This window comes from Pseudomonas citronellolis, assembly GCF_029335315.1.
In the GTDB taxonomy this organism is placed as follows: domain Bacteria; phylum Pseudomonadota; class Gammaproteobacteria; order Pseudomonadales; family Pseudomonadaceae; genus Pseudomonas; species Pseudomonas citronellolis_A.
Map to the genome: position 1 here is coordinate 1 of NZ_JARJLT010000374.1, position 17,551 is coordinate 17,551.

General features: G+C 68.8%; 17 protein-coding genes. 8 read left to right on the top strand and 9 right to left on the bottom strand.

Features of this window, described 5'->3' with window-relative positions; genetic code table 11:
* Positions 1–218 precede the first annotated feature (218 nt).
* The 8 genes from P3W75_RS28315 to paaF all read right to left on the bottom strand — a co-directional run bounded on the left by P3W75_RS28315 (position 219) and on the right by paaF (position 8,753).
* Positions 219–1,853 (bottom strand): cation acetate symporter, encoded by a 1,635-nt coding sequence (locus P3W75_RS28315; protein WP_276230636.1) that lies wholly within the window; start codon positions 1,851–1,853, stop codon positions 219–221.
* Positions 1,850–2,155, bottom strand: a complete 306-nt coding sequence (locus tag P3W75_RS28320; RefSeq protein ID WP_276230637.1) for a DUF485 domain-containing protein — start codon at positions 2,153–2,155, stop codon at positions 1,850–1,852. Before P3W75_RS28320 ends, P3W75_RS28315 begins: the two co-directional genes overlap by 4 nt.
* A gap of 369 nt (positions 2,156–2,524) precedes the next feature.
* Positions 2,525–3,841 (bottom strand): phenylacetate--CoA ligase PaaK, encoded by a 1,317-nt coding sequence (gene paaK, locus P3W75_RS28325; protein ID WP_276230638.1) that lies wholly within the window; start codon positions 3,839–3,841, stop codon positions 2,525–2,527.
* 128 nt (positions 3,842–3,969) lie between these two features.
* A complete protein-coding gene (gene pcaF, locus P3W75_RS28330) occupies positions 3,970–5,190 on the bottom strand; it encodes a 3-oxoadipyl-CoA thiolase (protein ID WP_276230639.1) in 1,221 nt (406 codons plus the stop codon).
* The gene (gene paaI / locus P3W75_RS28335; protein WP_276230640.1) at positions 5,187–5,633 is read right to left on the bottom strand and encodes a hydroxyphenylacetyl-CoA thioesterase PaaI; all 447 of its coding nucleotides are present in this window, start codon (positions 5,631–5,633) and stop codon (positions 5,187–5,189) included. The genes pcaF and paaI overlap by 4 nt, the downstream gene beginning before the upstream one ends.
* The gene (gene paaH, locus P3W75_RS28340; protein ID WP_276230641.1) at positions 5,626–7,143 is read right to left on the bottom strand and encodes a 3-hydroxyacyl-CoA dehydrogenase PaaH; all 1,518 of its coding nucleotides are present in this window, start codon (positions 7,141–7,143) and stop codon (positions 5,626–5,628) included. Before paaH ends, paaI begins: the two co-directional genes overlap by 8 nt.
* A 1-nt stretch (position 7,144) precedes the next feature.
* A complete protein-coding gene (paaG, locus tag P3W75_RS28345; protein ID WP_276230642.1) occupies positions 7,145–7,936 on the bottom strand; it encodes a 2-(1,2-epoxy-1,2-dihydrophenyl)acetyl-CoA isomerase PaaG in 792 nt (263 codons plus the stop codon).
* Positions 7,937–7,979: 43 nt separating this feature from the next.
* Positions 7,980–8,753, bottom strand: coding sequence for a 2,3-dehydroadipyl-CoA hydratase PaaF (paaF, locus tag P3W75_RS28350; RefSeq protein ID WP_276230643.1), 774 nt, complete (start codon positions 8,751–8,753; stop codon positions 7,980–7,982).
* Between the two features lie 416 nt (positions 8,754–9,169).
* Between paaF and paaN the strand changes: the two genes are divergently transcribed.
* The 8 genes from paaN to P3W75_RS28390 all read left to right on the top strand — a co-directional run bounded on the left by paaN (position 9,170) and on the right by P3W75_RS28390 (position 16,989).
* The gene (paaN, locus tag P3W75_RS28355; protein ID WP_276230644.1) at positions 9,170–10,867 is read left to right on the top strand and encodes a phenylacetic acid degradation protein PaaN; all 1,698 of its coding nucleotides are present in this window, start codon (positions 9,170–9,172) and stop codon (positions 10,865–10,867) included.
* Between the two features lies 1 nt (position 10,868).
* Positions 10,869–11,465 (top strand): phenylacetic acid degradation protein PaaY, encoded by a 597-nt coding sequence (gene paaY / locus P3W75_RS28360; RefSeq protein ID WP_276230645.1) that lies wholly within the window; start codon positions 10,869–10,871, stop codon positions 11,463–11,465.
* Positions 11,466–11,545: 80 nt separating this feature from the next.
* A complete protein-coding gene (paaX, locus tag P3W75_RS28365) occupies positions 11,546–12,469 on the top strand; it encodes a phenylacetic acid degradation operon negative regulatory protein PaaX (RefSeq protein ID WP_276230646.1) in 924 nt (307 codons plus the stop codon).
* Positions 12,470–12,610: 141 nt separating this feature from the next.
* Positions 12,611–13,525: a transcriptional regulator FeaR gene (feaR, locus tag P3W75_RS28370; protein WP_276230647.1), complete on the top strand. Its 915-nt coding sequence runs from the start codon at positions 12,611–12,613 to the stop codon at positions 13,523–13,525.
* A gap of 315 nt (positions 13,526–13,840) precedes the next feature.
* Positions 13,841–14,242: a c-type cytochrome gene (locus tag P3W75_RS28375; protein WP_276230648.1), complete on the top strand. Its 402-nt coding sequence runs from the start codon at positions 13,841–13,843 to the stop codon at positions 14,240–14,242.
* An 89-nt stretch (positions 14,243–14,331) separates the two neighbouring features.
* Positions 14,332–15,822 (top strand): aldehyde dehydrogenase family protein, encoded by a 1,491-nt coding sequence (locus P3W75_RS28380; protein ID WP_276230649.1) that lies wholly within the window; start codon positions 14,332–14,334, stop codon positions 15,820–15,822.
* A gap of 79 nt (positions 15,823–15,901) precedes the next feature.
* Positions 15,902–16,615, top strand: coding sequence for a ferric reductase like transmembrane component (locus P3W75_RS28385; RefSeq protein ID WP_276230650.1), 714 nt, complete (start codon positions 15,902–15,904; stop codon positions 16,613–16,615).
* Positions 16,612–16,989 (top strand): cytochrome c3 family protein, encoded by a 378-nt coding sequence (locus P3W75_RS28390; RefSeq protein WP_276230651.1) that lies wholly within the window; start codon positions 16,612–16,614, stop codon positions 16,987–16,989. Before P3W75_RS28385 ends, P3W75_RS28390 begins: the two co-directional genes overlap by 4 nt.
* 18 nt (positions 16,990–17,007) lie before the next feature.
* On the opposite strand, the gene P3W75_RS28395 is transcribed toward P3W75_RS28390, so the two are convergent.
* A partial coding sequence (locus tag P3W75_RS28395) for a FecR family protein (protein ID WP_276230652.1) occupies positions 17,008–17,551 on the bottom strand: 544 nt, incomplete at its 5' end.

The following is a 17,551-nucleotide window of genomic DNA, read 5'->3' on the forward strand; positions in this document are numbered from 1 at the left end:
TGAGAACGCCCTCTCCCCAGCCCTCGGCTGCGCGCCCCGCCCTGAAGGGAGAGGGGGCTAGTCCGTGCCGAGAGAAGAAATGGTTCCAGCCGGAAATCGCTGAGGCTGCCGGCTAACGCCATAACACCAAACCCTGCCCAACGGTCCCCTCTCCCTTCAGGGAGAGGGTTAGGGAGAGGGGACGGAGGTCAGCTTGTGAAAAAGTTGAACCTGGCCTCTCAATGCCGATTGGCCACCGCCGCCCCAATCCCCGTCATCGAGCGGATGAACTGCGCCAGATAGCGCCCACGCTCCGCCTCCGCCCTCGCCGAGCGGTCGCTCACCGAGAAGCCCCAGGCCGCCAGGAAGGCCGCGCTCATCGAGAACAGCGCCGGGTTGCTGTAGGGGAACAGCGCCTCGGCGTTGCCCAGCACCGCCACCCACACCGGCGGGCCGAGCAGCAGCAGGACGATGGCGCTGAGCAGGCCGACCAGGCTGCCGGCCACCGCGCCGCGGGTGGTCAGGCCGCGCCAGTACATCGAGAGGAACAGCACCGGGAAGTTCACCGAGGCGGCGATGGCCAGTACCAGGCCGGAGAGGAAGGCGATGTTCTGCGACTCGAAGAGCACGCCGAGGATCACCGCCAGCACGCCGATGCCCAGGGTGGCCAGGCGCGACACGCGCATTTCCTCGCGCTCCGTCGCCCGGCCCTTGCGCAGCACGCAGGCGTAGAGGTCGTGGGACACCGCGGAGGCGGCGGAGAGCGCCAGGCCCGCCACCACCGCCAGGATGGTGGCGAAGGTCACCGCGCAGATGAAACCGAGGAACAGGTTGCCGCCCACCGCCTGGGCCAGGTGCACGGCGACCATGTTGCCGCCGCCGATCAGTGCGCCCTCGGCAGTGCGGAAGACCGGGTCGGTGCCGACCATGACGATGGCGCCGAAGCCCACGGCGATCAGCAGCAGGTAGAAATAGCCGATGAAGCCGGTGGCGTAGAACACGCTCTTGCGCGCCTCGCGGGCGTCGCTGACGGTGAAGAAGCGCATCAGGATGTGCGGCAGGCCGGCGGTGCCGAACATCATGCCCAGGGCCAGGGAGATGGCGTCCACCGGGTTCGCCAGCAGGCCGCCGGGGGCCATGATCGCCACGCCCTTGGCGTGCGCTTCGGTGGCCGCGGCGAACAGCGCCTCGCTGCTGAAACCGAAGTGGCGCAGCACCATGAAGGCCATGAAGCTGGTGCCCGAGAGCAACAGCACCGCCTTGATGATCTGCACCCAGGTGGTGGCCAGCATGCCGCCGAAGGTCACGTAGCAGACCATCAGCGCGCCCACCACCAGCACCGCCTGCAGGTAGCTCAGGCCGAACAGCAGCTCGATCAGCTTGCCGGCGCCGACCATCTGCGCCACCAGGTACAGCAGTGCCACGATCAGCGTGCCGAAGGCCGCGGTGATGCGGATCGGCGTCTGCTCCAGGCGGTAGGCGACCACGTCGGCGAAGGTGTACTTGCCCAGGTTGCGCAGGCGCTCGGCGATCAGGAAGAGGATGATCGGCCAACCGGCGAGCACGCCCAGGGCATAGAGCAGGCCGTCGTAGCCGCTGGCGAACATCATCGCCGAGATGCCCAGGAAGGAGGCCGCGGAGATCATGTCGCCGGCGATCGCCAGGCCGTTCTGCATGCCCGTCAGGCCGCCGCCGGCGGTGTAGAAGTCGGCGGTGGAGCGGGTGCGCAGCGCGGCCCAGCGGGTGATGCCGAGGGTGATGAGGACGAAGGCCAGGAACAGCCCGATGGCGTGCCAGTTCAGCGGCCGTTCGGTGCCGGCGGCCAGGGCCGGCTCGGACAACACCAGGCTGGCGAGCAGCAGGAGCGCCTTCATTCCAGCACCTCGCGCTTGAGCCGGTCGTTGAGTGGGTCCAGCACCTTGTTGGTATGCCGCACGTAGATGCCGGTGAGCAGCACCGCGAAGACGATCAGCGCGACGCCCAGCAACATGCCGAGGCTGGTGACTCCGCCGTTCAGGGGCTGGCCGAGCAGGCCGGGGGCGAAGGCCACCAGCAGGACGAAGCCGTAGTAGGCCAGGAGCAGCAGGCTGGTGAGGGTCCAGGCGAGGCGTTGCTTGCGGCGGACGAGGAGGAGGAAATCCGGGTGCTCCCGGAGTCGTTCCAGGGTCAGGGTCATGGCGCGCGCTCTATTGTTGTGAGGTTGTGGAGGCGTTTGTTGATACGCAAATATGATTATTGAGAATAATTGCGTATCGGAATGAATTGTCGCGCAGCGGGTGTGGTGCGGGGAGGGTGGTGCGGGCGAAGTTCGTGTCGGGATGTTGCCGGGGCTCTTCGCAGGAGCGAGGGGGACGCCTGGTTCTTGCTCGCGAACCGCCCAGGGCAAGAGCGTTCGCGAGCAAGCTCGCTCCTACAGGGTGTGGGGTCGCGTGCCAACGAGAAACTCCCCGTCGCAACCCATCCTACGAAGAGCTGCTCGGCGCAATCGCCTGCGGGGGAAACGAAAAACCCCGCCGAAGCGGGGTTTTCCTGGCGCGGAGGGCGATCAGCCCTGGCTGCGCTTGTCGAACACGTGGCAGGCCTTGCCTTCCGAGCGCTTGAGGCTGTGGAAAGGCTGGATCAGGATGCGCGCGCTGATGCCGATGTAGGTCTTGATCTGCTTGCCCAGCTCGTTCGCTACTTGCTTCTGCTGCTCGGTGTCGAGCTGCAGGTCGTGCTTGAGCTCGACGTGCACGTCCATGCTGTCCATGTTGCCGTTGCGGTACAGGTGGATCTCGTAGACCTCGGCGAGCTGTTTCACTTTCAGCACCTGCTCCTCGATCTGCGTGGGGAACACGTTCACCCCGCGGATGATCAGCATGTCGTCGCTGCGCCCGGTGATCTTGTCGATGCGCCGCATCGGCCGCGCGGTGCCCGGCAGCAGGCGGGTCAGGTCGCGGGTGCGGTAGCGGATCATCGGCAGCGCTTCCTTGGACAGCGAGGTGAACACCAGCTCGCCGTATTCGCCGTCGGGCAGCACGCGGCCGGTGGCCGGGTCGATGATCTCGGGGTAGAAGTGGTCTTCCCAGACGGTCGGGCCGTCCTTGGTCTCGGCGCACTCCATGGCCACGCCCGGGCCCATGATCTCGGACAGCCCGTAGATGTCCAGGGCGGTGATGCCCAGGCGCTCTTCCACGGCGCGGCGCAGCTCGGCGGTCCACGGCTCGGCGCCGAAGATGCCCAGGCGCAGCTTGAGGCTGTGCGGGTCGATGCCCTGGCGCTCGATCTCGTCGGCCAGGTTGAGCATGTAGGAGGGGGTGACCATGATGATGTCCGGCTGGAAGTCGCGGATCAGCTGGACCTGCTTCTCGGTCTGGCCGCCGGACATCGGGATCACGGTGCAACCCAGGCGCTCGGCGCCGTAGTGCGCGCCCAGGCCGCCGGTGAACAGGCCATAGCCGTAGGACACGTGGACCTTGTCGCCCTTGCGCCCGCCGGCGGCGCGGATCGAGCGCGCCACGACGTTGGCCCAGGTGTCGATGTCGTTCTGCGTGTAGCCGACCACGGTGGGCTTGCCGGTGGTGCCGCTGGAGGCGTGCAGGCGCACGATCTCGCTCTGCGGCACGGCGAACATGCCGTAGGGGTAGTTGTCGCGCAGGTCGTTCTTGCCGGTGAAGGGGAACTTCGCCAGGTCGTCGAGGGATTTCAGGTCGTCCGGGTGCACGCCGGCTTCGTCGAAGCGCTTGCGGTACAGCGGGACGTTTTCGTAGGCGTGCTTGAGGCTCCAGCGCAGACGCTCCAGCTGGTGCTGGCGCAGTTCGTCGACACTGGCGGTTTCCATCGGATCAAGCAGGGCACGTTCGGCATCATGGTACATATTCATGGTTTCACTCGATTTGTTCTTGTGCGCCAGCCCGCGTACGGGCTGCGAGTGTCATGGGGGCAGGATAACGCCCCCGTGGGTTGCGGTCTTTGTGCCCTTGGCCAGGCGTTTTGCTGTGCCTGCCGGATTCAGCCCGGCAGGCGCTCGATGACCATGGCGATGCCCTGGCCGACGCCGATGCACATGGTGCACAGGGCGTAGCGGCCGCCGCGTTCTTCCAGTTCGTGCAGCGCGGTGGTGACCAGGCGCGCGCCGCTCATGCCCAGCGGGTGGCCCAGGGCGATGGCGCCGCCGTTGGGGTTGACCCGCTCGTCGTCGTCTTTCAGGCCCAGCTCGCGCAGCACGGCGAGGCCCTGGGCGGCGAAGGCTTCGTTGAGTTCGATCACGTCCATGTCGTTCAGCGCCAGGCCGGTCAGCTCCAGCACCTTGCGGGTCGCCGGCACCGGGCCGATACCCATGATCCGCGGCTCGACCCCGGCCACCGCCATGCCGACCACCCGTCCGCGGGCCTTCAGGCCATGGCGTTGGGCGGCCGCCGGGCTGGCCAGGAGCAGGGCGCAGGCGCCGTCGTTGACCCCCGAGGCGTTGCCGGCGGTGACGCTGCCGCCGTCGCGGAACGGCGTGCCGAGCTTGGCCAACTGCTCCAGGGTGGTGTCGCCGCGCGGGTGCTCGTCGTGCTCGACGACCTTGGCCGGGCCTTTGCGCTGGGGAATTTCCACCGGGACGATCTCTTTCGCCAGGCGCCCACGGGCCTGGGCGGCGGCGGCCTTGTGCTGGCTGCGCAGGGCGAAGGCGTCCTGGTCGGCGCGGGAGATGTTGAACTGTTCGGCGACGTTCTCCGCGGTTTCCGGCATGGAATCGATGCCGAACTGCGCCTTCATCAGTTTGTTGACGAAGCGCCAGCCGATGGTGGTGTCGAAGATTTCCGCGCTGCGGCCGAAGGCCTGCTCGGACTTGCCCATGACGAAGGGGGCGCGGGACATCGACTCGACACCGCCGGCGATCATCAGCCCGGCTTCTCCACAGCGCAGGGCGCGGGCGGCGCCGCCGATGGCGTCGAGGCCGGAGCCGCACAGGCGGTTGATGGTGGTGCCGGGCACGGCGGTCGGCAGGCCGGCCAGCAGCGAGGCCATGTGCGCGACGTTGCGGTTGTCTTCGCCGGCCTGGTTGGCGCAGCCGAAGATGACGTCGTCGATGGCGCTCCAGTCCAGTTCCGGGTGGCGCTGCAGCAGCGCCTTCAGCGGGATGGCGGCGAGGTCGTCGGCGCGCACCGCGGAGAGGGCGCCGGCGTAGCGGCCGATGGGCGTGCGCACGGCGTCGATGATCAGGGCGTCAGTCAGGTCGGTCATTCGGAAGTCTCCTGCGCCAGCACGGTGCCGCGCACTTTGTAGGATTTGCCGTGGAACAGGGCGATCAGCTGTCCGTGCTGGTTTTCGATGCGTACGTCGTAGTTGCCGGTGCGGCCGCTGCGGCTCTGCTCGCTGGCCGTGGCGCTGAGCTCATCGCCCAGGCGCGCCGGGGCCACGTAGTCGATGCTGCAGCCGATGGCCACGGTGGCCTCGTCATAGCTGTTGCAGGCGAAGGCGAAGGCCGAGTCGGCCAGGGCGAAGAGGAAGCCGCCGTGGCAGGTGCCGTGGCCCTGGATCATGTCCTCGCGCACCGGCATGCTCAGCCTGGCGCTGCCGGGGCCGGCGTCGAGCAGGCGGATGTCCAGGCGCTGGGTGGCCAGGTCGCGGCTGAACATGGCGTCGGCGCAGGCGCGGGCCAGTTGTTCGGGGCTGCGCTCAGTCATGCAGGCGGCTCCCTTCGGCGTGCTTGCGGCGCAGCAGCAGGGACGGGCGATAGCGTTCCTCGCCGTAGCTGCGTTGCAGGTTATCCAGGGTGGCCAGCACATAGCCGACGCCGATGGCCTCGGCCCAGGCCAGCGGGCCGCGCGGGTAGTTCACCCCGGCGCGCATGGCCAGGTCGATATCCGCCGCCGAACCCACGCCTTGCAGCACGGCGTCGGCCGCTTCGTTGGCGAGCATGGCCACGGTGCGCAGCACGGCCAGGCCGGGCAGGTCGGCCAGGGCGGTGACCTTCAGGCCGGCGCGCTGCAGCAGGGCCACGGCCTGGTCGCGGGCCTCGCCGGAGGTGTCGGCGGACCAGCTGATGGCCAGGCGCGAGGCCTTGGCGTAGTCCAGCGCCAGGTCGAACAGCACCAGGTTGCGCAGGCCGTCGTCCTTGCCGCGCTGGCTGGCCAGGCGGCCGTCGGACAGCGCCAGCACGGCGTCGCCGACGCGCAGCAGGCCGCTGCCGGCGCGCTCGATCACCCGCACACCGGAGTCCTTCAGGCGCTGCACCAGCGGCTGGGCCACGCCCAGGTCGCCTTCGACCACGCAGCTGTCGACCCCGGCGGCGCTGCCCAGCTCGGCGGCCTGCGGGCGCTCGACGCCTTCGGCGTAGTCGTAGAAGCCGCGGCCGCTCTTGCGGCCGAAGCGGCCGGCGTCGACCAGTTCCTTCTGGATCAGCGAGGGCTGGAAGCGGAAGTCGCCGTAGTAGGCGTCGAACACCGAGCAGGTCACCGCGTAGTTGACGTCGTGGCCGATCAGGTCGGTCAGCTCGAAGGCGCCCATGCGGAAGCCGCCGGCGTCGCGCAGCAGGGCGTCGAGGCTGGCGCAGTCGGCGGCGCCTTCCTGCAGTAGGCGCAGGCTTTCGGCGTAGAACGGGCGGGCCACGCGGTTGACGATGAAGCCGGGGGTGGAGCGGGTGTACACCGGCTGCTTGCCCCAGCTCTTCGCGGTGGCGTGCAGGGCCTGGGCCAGCGCCGGGGCGGTGGCCAGGCCGGAGACGATCTCTACCAGGGCCATCAGCGGCGCCGGGTTGAAGAAGTGCATGCCGATCACCCGCTCGGGGTGTTTCAGGCCGGCGGCGAGGGTGGTGATGGACAGCGACGAGGTGTTGCTGGCCAGCACGCAGTCGGCCGCGCACAGCGCTTCCAGCTGGTTCAGCAGGCCGCGCTTGACCTCCAGGTTCTCGACGATGGCCTCGATCACCAGGCGCGAATCGGCCAGGGCCTCGATGGCTTCCACCGGTTGCAGGCGTGCGACTATGGCGGTGCGCGTGGCGGCGTCGAGCTTGCCTTTCTCGACCAGGCGGCCGAGCTGCCGGTCGATGCCGTCGATGGCCTGGGCGGCGGCGCCCGGGCGGTTGTCGTAGAGCTTCACCGGGTGGCCGGCCTGGGCCGCCACCTGGGCGATGCCGGCGCCCATGGCGCCAGCGCCGATCACCGCGACCTGGGCGTTGATATCCAGTGCGTGCATGTCAGCGGCCCTTGAAGCTGGGGGTGCGTTTTTCCATGAAGGCGCCGACGCCTTCGCGGTAGTCCTCGCTGCGCCCGGCCAGGCGCTGCAGGTCGCGCTCCAGCTCAAGTTGCTCGTCGAAGCTGTTGTTCAGGCTGGCGTTGAGGCTGCGCTTGATCAGTGCCAGGCCATAGGTCGGCTGGGTGGCCAGGTGGCGCGCCAGCTTGAGGGCTTCCTCGCGCAGGTTGGCGTCGTCCACCACCTGGTAGATCAGGCCCCATTGCTCGGCTTGTTCGGCGGAGAGGCGATTGCCCAGCAGGGCCAGGGCCTTGGCGCGGGCCATGCCGACCAGGCGCGGCAGGGTCCAGGTGCCACCGGAATCGGGGATCAGGCCGATCTTGCAGAAGGCCTGGATGAAGCTGGCCGAACGCGCCGCCAGGACCAGGTCGCAGGCCAGCGGGATGTTCGCCCCGGCGCCGGCGGCCACGCCGTTCACCGCGCAGATCACCGGCAGCGGCAGGTCGCGCAGGCTGCGGATCAGCGGGTTGTAGAACTTCTCGATGGACTCGCCCAGGTCGGGCATCTCGGCGCCGGGGGCGACGTTGCGATCCGACAGGTCCTGGCCCGCGCAGAAGCCGCGGCCTTCGCCGGTCAGCAGCAGGACGCGGGCTTCCTCGCTCTGGCGCACCCGCTTGAGCGCCTCGCGCACCTCGCCGTGCATCGTGGCGTTGAAGCTGTTCAGCTGGTCCGGGCGGTTCAGGCTGAGGAGGGCGACGCCGTCCTCGATGGAAAACAGGATGTGCTCGAAGTTCATGGGCGGGCTCGCTCCAGCAATCGATATAAAGAGGAAGAGGGGCTCAGCGGCCGAGGTAGCGCGGCGCGCGCTTTTCCTGGAAGGCGCGGATGCCTTCCTCGCGGTCGGCGGTGCCGGCCAGCAGGGTGAAGGCGTGGCGCTCGAAGCGTAGGCCGCTGGCCAGGTCGGTGTCCTGGGCCTTGAGCAGCGCTTCCTTGGCCAGGCGCACGGCCAGCGGCGCCTTGCGCGCGATGACGCGGGCGACCTGCAGGGCGCGCTCGACGGTGAATTCGGGTTGGGTGACTTCGCTGACCAGGCCGGCGCGCAGGGCGTGGCGGGCGTCGATGGCTTCGCCGCCGAGGACCATCTGCATGGCCAGCGACTTGCCCACCGCGCGCAGCAGGCGCTGGGTGCCGCCGGCGCCGGGGATGATGCCGAGGTTGATTTCCGGCTGGCCGAAGCGCGCGTCTTCGCCGGCGATGAGGATGTCGGCGTGCATCGCCAGCTCGCAGCCGCCGCCCAGGGCGAAGCCGTTGACCGCGGCGATCAGCGGTTTGGGGAAGGCGGTGATGCGTTGCCAGTGGGCCACGCGCGGGTCGTTGAGGATGCCGACCAGGTCGCGCTCGGCCATCTCCTTGATGTCGGCGCCGGCGGCGAACGCCTTGCGGCTGCCGGTGATGACCACCACGCGGGTCTCGTCGTCGCGCTCGGCGGCGTCGAGTTCGGCCGCCAGTTCGCCGAGCAGCTCGGTGTTCAGGGCGTTGAGCGCTTCGGGGCGCTGCAGGGTGATCAGGCGGACGCCGTCCTCCGGCGCCTGCACGGCGAGGGTACGAGGCATGTAAAGCTCCTCAGGCTGCACGCACGGCTCTGGGCCGGCTTCATGTTGGAATTGTTCTGGGGGCCGGCGCTTCTCTGCTGGACGCGGACGGACCCTGGCTGCCAACCAGTATAGGCATGATGTGATACAAAACAACAAGCATGAATGTTATTTATGTGTCTCATGTGTGATTGGCCTTGGCTGGCCTCAAGGCTTCGAAACCGCCCCTCCACCCCTTGATTAAAGGCTGAAGGCCAGAAAATACGGGCGTTGCACCGACGGCCGGCGGTCGTTTGGGAAAGCGATACAGCTTTTGGTGGATTGACGATCTGATTTGTTGTGATACAAGATTTTCAAAATAACGAATCACGACGGGTCGCTTTCCCGTCCCGCCTTGCCGGCGCCATTGGCGCCCGCGTGCACAAGGAGCCTCACCGATGTCTTCCGCCGCCCGAGCCTGCGCCCTGGAGCTGTTCGCCCACCACCGCGCCACCCTGGAGCGTGCCGTTCAGGCCATCGCCAGCCGCGACTACTGGTCGCCCCACGGCGAGAGCCTGAAGCAGTACCCGGAAGAGGCGGTGAAGGGCGCCCAGGCGGCCTTCGAGGCGCTGCTCGGCAAGCACTTCGCGCTGCACGGCCCGCGCGCCACCGGGCGCGCCGGCGCCGAGCGCTCGCCCTATGGTTTCGACCTGGGCGTCAGCTACGACCAATACGACCGCGAGGCGTTGCTGCAACGCCAGCAGGCGGCGCTGCCGGCCTGGCGCGACGCCGGCCCGCAGGCGCGCCTGGGCGCCTGCCTGGAAATCCTCCAGCGCCTCAACGCGCTGAGCCCGAGCCTGGCCCACGCGGTGATGCACACCAGCGGCCAGGGCTACATGATGGCCTTCCAGGCTGGCGGCCCGCACGCCCAGGACCGCGCCCTGGAAGCCCTGGCCTACGCCTGGAAGGCCATGGCCGAGGTGCCCGAGGCGGCGCAATGGAGCAAGCCTCAGGGTAAGGCCGAGCCGCTGGTCATGGACAAGCGCTGGCACATCGCCCCGCGCGGCCTGGCCCTGGTGATCGGCTGCGCCACCTTCCCGACCTGGAACACCTACCCCGGCCTGTTCGCCAGCCTGGCTACCGGCAACCCGGTGCTGGTCAAGCCGCACCCGGCGGCGATCCTGCCGGTGGCGATGAGCGTCAGGGTGATCCAGGACGTGCTCGCCGAGCTGGGCTTCGACCCGGCCCTGGTCAGCCTAGTGGTCGATAGCGCCGAGGCCCCGGTCGCCCAGGAACTGGCCCTGGATGCGCGGGTCAAGCTGGTCGACTTCACCGGTTCCAGCGCCTTCGGCGACTGGCTGGAGAACAACGCCCGCCAGGCCCAGGTGTTCACCGAGAAGGCCGGGGTCAACACGGTGATCATCGACAGCGTCGCCGACCTCAAGGCGGTGGCGCGCAACCTGGCGTTCTCCCTCAGCCTGTACTCCGGGCAGATGTGCACCACCACCCAGGCTATCTATATCCCCCGCGACGGCATCCGCGTCGGTGCCGAGCAGGTCGGCTTCGACGCCGTGGCCCAGGCCCTGGCCGGCGCGATCAGCGCCTTCCTCGCCGACAACGAGCGCGCCTGTGGCGTGCTCGGCGCCATCCAGTCCGCAGCCACCGCCCAGCGCATCGACGCCTGCCGGGGTCGTGGCGAGGTACTGCTGGACAGCGAGGCGCGCGTCCACCCGCAATTCCCCGAGGCGCGCGTGCGCACGCCGCTGCTGCTCAAGGTCGACGCCAGCGAGCGCGCCGCCTATGGCGAGGAGCGCTTCGGGCCGATCGCCTTCCTCGTCGCCACCGACGGCAGCGAGCACAGCCTGCAGGTGGCCGGCGAGGTGATCGCCAGCAAGGGCGCCATGACCCTGGGCGTGTACTCCACCGACGAGGCCTTCCTCGCACGCGCCGAAACCTTCGCCATCGACCACGCCGTGGCGCTCTCGGTGAATCTCGACGGCGGCGTCTTCGTCAACCAGTCGGCGGCCTTCAGCGACTTCCACGGCAGCGGCGGCAACCCGGCGGCCAACGCCTCGATCACCGACGCGGCCTTCGTCAGCCGACGCTTCGTCGTGGTGCAGAGCCGTCGCCACGCGCACCGTCGCGAGGAGGCCTGAGATGCCTTGCTACAGCCTCGAAGGGCTGACCCCGGTGGTCGACCCGAGCGCCTACGTGCACCCCACGGCGGTGCTGATCGGTGACGTGATCGTCGGCCCGCACTGCTACGTCGGCCCCCTGGCGGCGCTGCGCGGCGATTTCGGGCGGATCATCCTGGAGGAGGGCGCCAACCTGCAGGATACCTGCGTGATGCACGGCTTCCCGGACAGCGACACCGTGGTCGAGCGCAACGGCCACATCGGCCACGGCGCGGTGCTGCACGGCTGCCGCATCGGCGCCGACGCGCTGGTCGGCATGAACGCGGTGGTGATGGACAAGGCGCACATCGGCGAGCGCTGCATCGTCGCCGCCACGGCCTTCGTCAAGGCCGGCTTCGAATGCCCGCCGCAGAGCCTGGTGATGGGCTCGCCGGCGACGGTGAAGCGCGAGCTGAGCGAACAGGAAATCGCCTGGAAGCAGCGCGGCACCGCCGAATACCAGACCCTGACCCGGCGCTGCCTGGCCAGCCTGGCGGAGTGCCAGCCGCTGGCGGCGGTGGAAGAAGGGCGCCCGCGCATCGGCGATTCCGGGTTCCGCCCCAAGGGTGAGGAGGCATGAGCCTCATTGGGGTTCGCTCCAATGGCCAGGCGACACGGCGGGCAGGTATAGTCGGCGCTTTATCCGCTTCCAGCCGTGCCATGAGCAGTCTCGTCCCGCTTGCCCAGTTGATCTCCCGTTTCCAGGAACAGACGCCGATTCGCGCCAGTTCGCTGATCATCACGCTTTATGGCGACGCCATCGAGCCCCACGGCGGCACCGTCTGGCTGGGCAGCCTGATCGGCCTGCTGGAGCCCATGGGGATCAACGAGCGGCTGATCCGCACCTCGATCTTCCGCCTGACCAAGGAAGGCTGGCTGACCGCCGAGAAAGTCGGCCGGCGCAGCTACTACAGCCTCACCGGCACCGGCCGGCGGCGTTTCGAGAAGGCCTTCAAGCGCGTCTACAGCCCCGGCCTGCCGGCCTGGGATGGCGCCTGGACGCTGGTGATGCTCTCGCAGCTGGCCGCCGACAAGCGCAAGCAGGTGCGCGAGGAACTGGAATGGCAAGGCTTCGGCGCCCTCGCGCCGAGCGTGCTGGCCTGCCCGCGCTGCGACCGCGCCGACGTCACCGCGACCCTGCTGGACCTGGACGCGCTGGACGACAGCATCGTCTTCGAGACCCACGCCCAGGAAGTGCTGGCCTCCAGGGCCATGCGCCTGCAGGTGCGCGAGAGCTGGAAGATCGACGAGCTGGGCCAGCACTACAGCGAGTTCATCCGCCTGTTCCGCCCGCTGTGGCAGGCGCTGCGCGAGCAGGGCGAGCTGGAAGCCCAGGATTGTTTCCTGGCGCGCACCCTGTTGATCCACGAATATCGCAAGTTGCTACTGCGCGACCCGCAATTGCCGGACGAGCTGCTCCCCGGCGACTGGGAAGGGCGCGCCGCGCGGCAGTTGTGCCGCAATCTGTACCGCCTGGTGTACGCCAAGGCCGAGGAGTGGCTGAACAGCGCCCTGGAGACCGCCGACGGGCCCTTGCCGGACGCCGCCGAGAGCTTCTACCGGCGCTTCGGAGGCCTCGCCTGAGCGGGATTGGCTCGAAACATGCTTCACAAGCGCCGAACTGAGGCGGCGCTGCGGAACCGCCGGCCGGATGGCCGGACAATGACGGACGCGTGCCTGAGCGTCCGCTGATAAAAACAATGCGTGTATGAGGCTTTGCAGGTCATGAACCCTTCATCGATTTCCAGGGATGAGGCTTTCGAAGCGTGGCTGGGCCAGGTCAACCAGGCGTGCGGGCGTTTCGACGCGCGCACGCTGGGGCCGTCCTTCCATGGAAAGCTGCGGGAGTACCAGGGCGGTGCCATCAAACTCAGCGTCGTCGACATGTCGCAGGTGCACCTGTACCGCACCAGCAAGGAAGTGAGCGGCAGCGGCAACGGCCACTTCTATGCGGTGTTCCAGCTCGAAGGGCGTTCGCGCCTGGAGCAGGACGGCAACCGTGTGCAGTTGGGGCGCGGCGACATCACCCTGGTGGACGCCAACCGGCCCTGCGACATGACCTACGAGGAAGACTCGCGGCAGCTGTCGCTGATCCTTCCGCGCCAGGTGCTGGAGCGTGGCCTGCGCTTCGCCGGCATCGACTGCGCGCGGCGCATCCCGGCCACCTCGCCGGTGGCGGTGCTGGCCAATACGCTGATCCTCGAGACCGCCCGCCAGGACGGCCTCGGCATGCAGGAAAGCGAGGCCACCCTCGACGCCCTGGTCAGCCTGCTGCGCCCGGCCCTGGCCGGGGTGGACGGCGAGGACAGCCACGAGCGGCTGTTCCGCAAGGCGGTGGCGTTCATCGACCAGCACATCGGCGCAGAGGAACTCTGCCCGGAGCTGATCGCCCGCGAAGTGGGGGTGTCGGTGCGCGGCCTGTACCGCATGTTCGCCAAGAAGGGCCTGGTGGTGGCGCAGTACATCAAGAACCGCCGCCTGGACTTCTGCGCCGAATCCCTGCGCAACGCCGCCGGCGAGCAGAAGCTCTCGGCGCTGGGCTACGCCTGGGGCTTCTCCGATTCCAGCTACTTCTCCACGGCGTTCAAGACCCGCTTCGGGGTTTCCCCGGGCGAGTACCGCAAGCGCTACGCGCACTAACGGCGAATAACGCCGCAGGCGTTATTCGCCCTACGCGGCGTCGAGGGTTCGGCGTAGGGCGAATAACCGTTCGCGGTTATCCGCCGCCCTCCCGGACGCCAGCTCCTACGAAAAGCGCTTCGGCGCCGCCGGCGAGACGCTTCCCCATCCGCTTTCGGCCGCGTTCTTGGCACTCCTGCCAACACGACTGGCATACAGAAAAACACCCGCACTCCCGACCCTGGCGACAATCCCGATGGAACGGCCGCGCCGAAGGCGCGCCCAGCAGGCCGGGTCCAGCCCGGCCGACGAGAACTTGCCGAGAGTGCGATTGCAATGTTGTTCACCGTGAAATCCCGCATCAAGACCGGCCTCTGCGGCCTGCTGCTGGCCGTGGCCGGCGTCCAGTCGGGGCTCGCCCTGGCCGATGACCTGGCCGCCAAGGGCCAGGCCGTGTTCGAGCGCGACTGCTCCGTGTGCCACACCGTCAACGCCGGCGGCGCCAACATCATGGGCCCCAACCTGCACGGCGTGATCGGCCGCAACGCCGGCTCCCTGGCCGGTTTCAGCTACTCCCAGGCGATGAAGGACAAGGCCGCGGCCTGGTCCCGCGACAGCCTCGAAGCCTTCGTCACCGAGCCGCAGGCCGCCGTGCCCGGTACCTACATGCCCTACCAGGGCCTGGCCGACGCCGACGAGCGCAAGGCCCTGAGCCTGTGGCTCAGCCAGCAACACTGACCATTTCCCGCCGCCCCCGGCGCGCGCCGGGCGGGCGGCTCCCTGCCTGACCCCCGGCCGCACCGGGGGCGCCAAGAACAGGAGTCACCATGAGCATCACCGCAATCCTGCCGCAGGTCGCCGAGTTCCTCCAACGCCGTCACGGCTGCTTCATCGACGGCGCCTGGGTGGCCTATGACGGCCCCACCAGCGACGTGCTCAACCCGGCCACCGGCGAAGCCATCGCGCGGATCGCCGACATCGACACCGACCTGCTCGACCGCGCGATCAAGTCCGCCCACGCCGCCTTCAAGTCGCGCGTCTGGTCCGACCTGCGCCCGGCCGATCGCGAACGCATCCTGCTGCGCTTTGCCGACCTGGTGGAGCAGCACGCCGAGGAACTGGCCCAGCTGGAAACCCTGAGCCAGGGCAAGTCGATCAACCTGACCCGCATGCTCGACGTGGGCGCCACCGTCGAATTCATGCGCTACATGGCCGGCTGGGCGACCAAGATCGAAGGCCAGTCGCTGGACGTGTCCATCCCGCTGCCGCCGGGCACCAAGTTCACCGCCTTCACCCGCCGCGAGCCGGTGGGCGTGGTCGCCGGCATCGTGCCGTGGAACTTCCCGCTGATGATCGCCGTGTGGAAACTGATGCCCGCCCTGGCCACCGGCAACACCGTGGTCATCAAGCCCGCTTCGGAAACCCCGCTGACCGCCCTGCGCCTGGCCGAACTGGCCTTCGAGGCCGGCGTGCCGGCCGGCGTGTTCAACCTGGTCACCGGCGACGGCGCGCGCATCGGCGGCGGCCTGGCGTCGCACAAGCTGGTCAGCAAGGTCTCGTTCACCGGCTCCACCGCGATCGGCCGCAGCGTCGGCATCGCCGCCATGCAGAACATGACCCGCTTCGCCCTGGAGCTGGGCGGCAAGAACCCGATGATCATCCTGGCCGACGCCGACATCGACAAATGCGTGCAGGGCGCGCTGCTGGGCGGCCTGCTCAACAGCGGCCAGGTCTGCGCCGCGGCCTCGCGCTTCTACGTGCACGAGTCGCGCTACGCCGAATTCGTCGAGAAGCTCGGCGCGGTGGTCGCCGGCATGAGCATCGGCGAAGGCCTGGACGATACTTCGCAGATCACCCCGCTGGTGTCGCGCAAGCAACAGACCTCGGTGCTCAAGCACATCGAGACCGCCCGTCGCGAAGGCGCCCGCGTGGTCTGCGGCGGCGAGCCGATGGACTGCGACGGCTTCTTCGTGCGCCCGACCGTGCTGGCCGACGTCAAGCAGAGCATGTCCGTGGCCCACGATGAAGTGTTCGGTCCGGTGCTGGCGGTGCTGTCCTTCAAGGACGAGGACGAGGCCATCGAGATGGCCAACGACAGTGAGTACGGCCTGGGCGCCAGCCTGTGGACCAACGACCTGACCAAGGCAATGAACCTGGTGCCGCGCATCGAGTCCGGCACCGTGTGGGTCAACGCCCACGTGCTGCTCGACCCGAGCATGCCGTTCGGCGGCGTCAAGCAGTCGGGCATGGGCCGCGAGTTCGGCCGCGCCGTGGTCGAGGCCTACACCGAGATCAAGTCGGTGTGCATCGCCCACTGATGGCGACTTGCGTAGCGTGCCGCGCGGCGGCACGCTACGCGGCCATTTTCCGGAGAACGCAGCAGAGGAGGCTGACCGGATGTTCGCACTGACCCTGCGCGTCGCGCTGGCCTGCCTGTTGCCGTTCGCCGCGATCTTTCTTTTCGGCGCCATGCCCGGCGTACACCCGGCGTGGGACTTCGCCAACGTCGCCGGCTTCGTCGCCGGCGCGCTGTTCCTGCTGTTGTTCGCCTACACCGGCAAGCCGATGGCCCAGCCGCGGCATGACGGCAAGTTCTTCATGGTGCTGCACCGCGACCTGTCCTTCGTCGCCGCCGTGCTGCTGATCGTGCATATCGTCGTGATGCTGGTGGAAGAGCCGCTGGTGCTCGACGAAATGCTGCCCGGCGGGCCCTGGCACATGCTCGCGGCCGATGGCGCGACCCTGCTCCTGCTGTTGATCCTGCCGGTCAGCCTGACCGCCGTGCGCCGGCGCATCTGGCGCAAGCACGTGGACTTCCGCCGCTGGCACTACGGGTGGAGCGCCGCCATCGTGGCGCTGGCCGCCGTGCACATGATCGGCGCCGGCTACTACAGCGGTGCTGTCTGGAAGGCCTTGCTGTGGGGCGCGCTGAGCGTCGCCGCGCTGGCCTGGCCGCTGCTGCCGCGGGCCACCCCGCACTACGCCGAAGGCGGGCGTCGCCGGCACAGCGCCTACCTCGCCAGCCGCCTCAGCGTCGCCGTGCTCTGCGCCGGCCTGGCGCTGGCCGGCCTCTATGCGCTGCTCAGCAGCGTGGACCTGCCGCTGCTATGAAACGCTGGTACCTGCTGTTGGCCATCCCGCTGCTGGCGGCCTTCGTCCTGGGCGCGCGGCACGGCCACGACCAACTGGTGCGCCAGCACCCGTTGCTGCCGATGAACTTCGACCATACCAACCACGGCAGCGTCAACTGCGTCACCTGCCACCACGACTTCGTCGACAAGTCGACCTCGACCTCGCCCAGCGGCAGCCGTACCTGCATCCTCTGCCACAAGGAGTCGCCGCAACTGGCGGTGAAGATCGAGAAGCAGTTCCACGAGATCTGCGAAGGCTGCCACCTGAAACGCCTGCAGGCGTTCCAGCAGTCCGGCCCGGTGCGTTCGTGCAAGGGCTGCCATACCCCGCCGACGGTTGGCGCGTTGCCCTGAGCCGTTGGCGCCCGGGCTTCAGTTGAGGATCAGCAGGCGCGGATACTCGCGTAGGTGCGACGAGGTGATCTGCGCCAGCGAGCGCATCGCCCCGAGGGGGTCGTCGAGGCGGTAGTTGCCGGTGATGCTGACCTGCTCCAGGCGCTCGTCGGCGTTGACGATCCAGCCCGGATAGTAGCGGCGCAGCTCGGCCAGCACCTGGTTCAGCGGGCAGTTCTCGAACACCAGGCGGCCCTGTACCCAGGCCAGCAGGCGCTGGCTGTCGCCGTCGTGGCGGCGCTCGCCGAAGCCGTCCGGGCCGACCCGGATGCTGTCGCCGGCGCCGAGGCTGACGCGGGTGTCGTCGCCGGCGCTATGCAGGTCGACCTCGCCACGCTGCACGCTGACTTCCGCCTCGTTGCCCAGGTAGCGCACGGCGAAGGCGGTGCCGCGCACGCTCACCTGCACCGGGCCGGCGTCCACCTCGAACGGGCGGCTGCGGTCGTGGGCGACGTCGAAATAGGCTTCGCCACGGTACAGCCGGGCGCTGCGCCGGCGTTCGTCGAGCTGGCTGGAAAGGGCG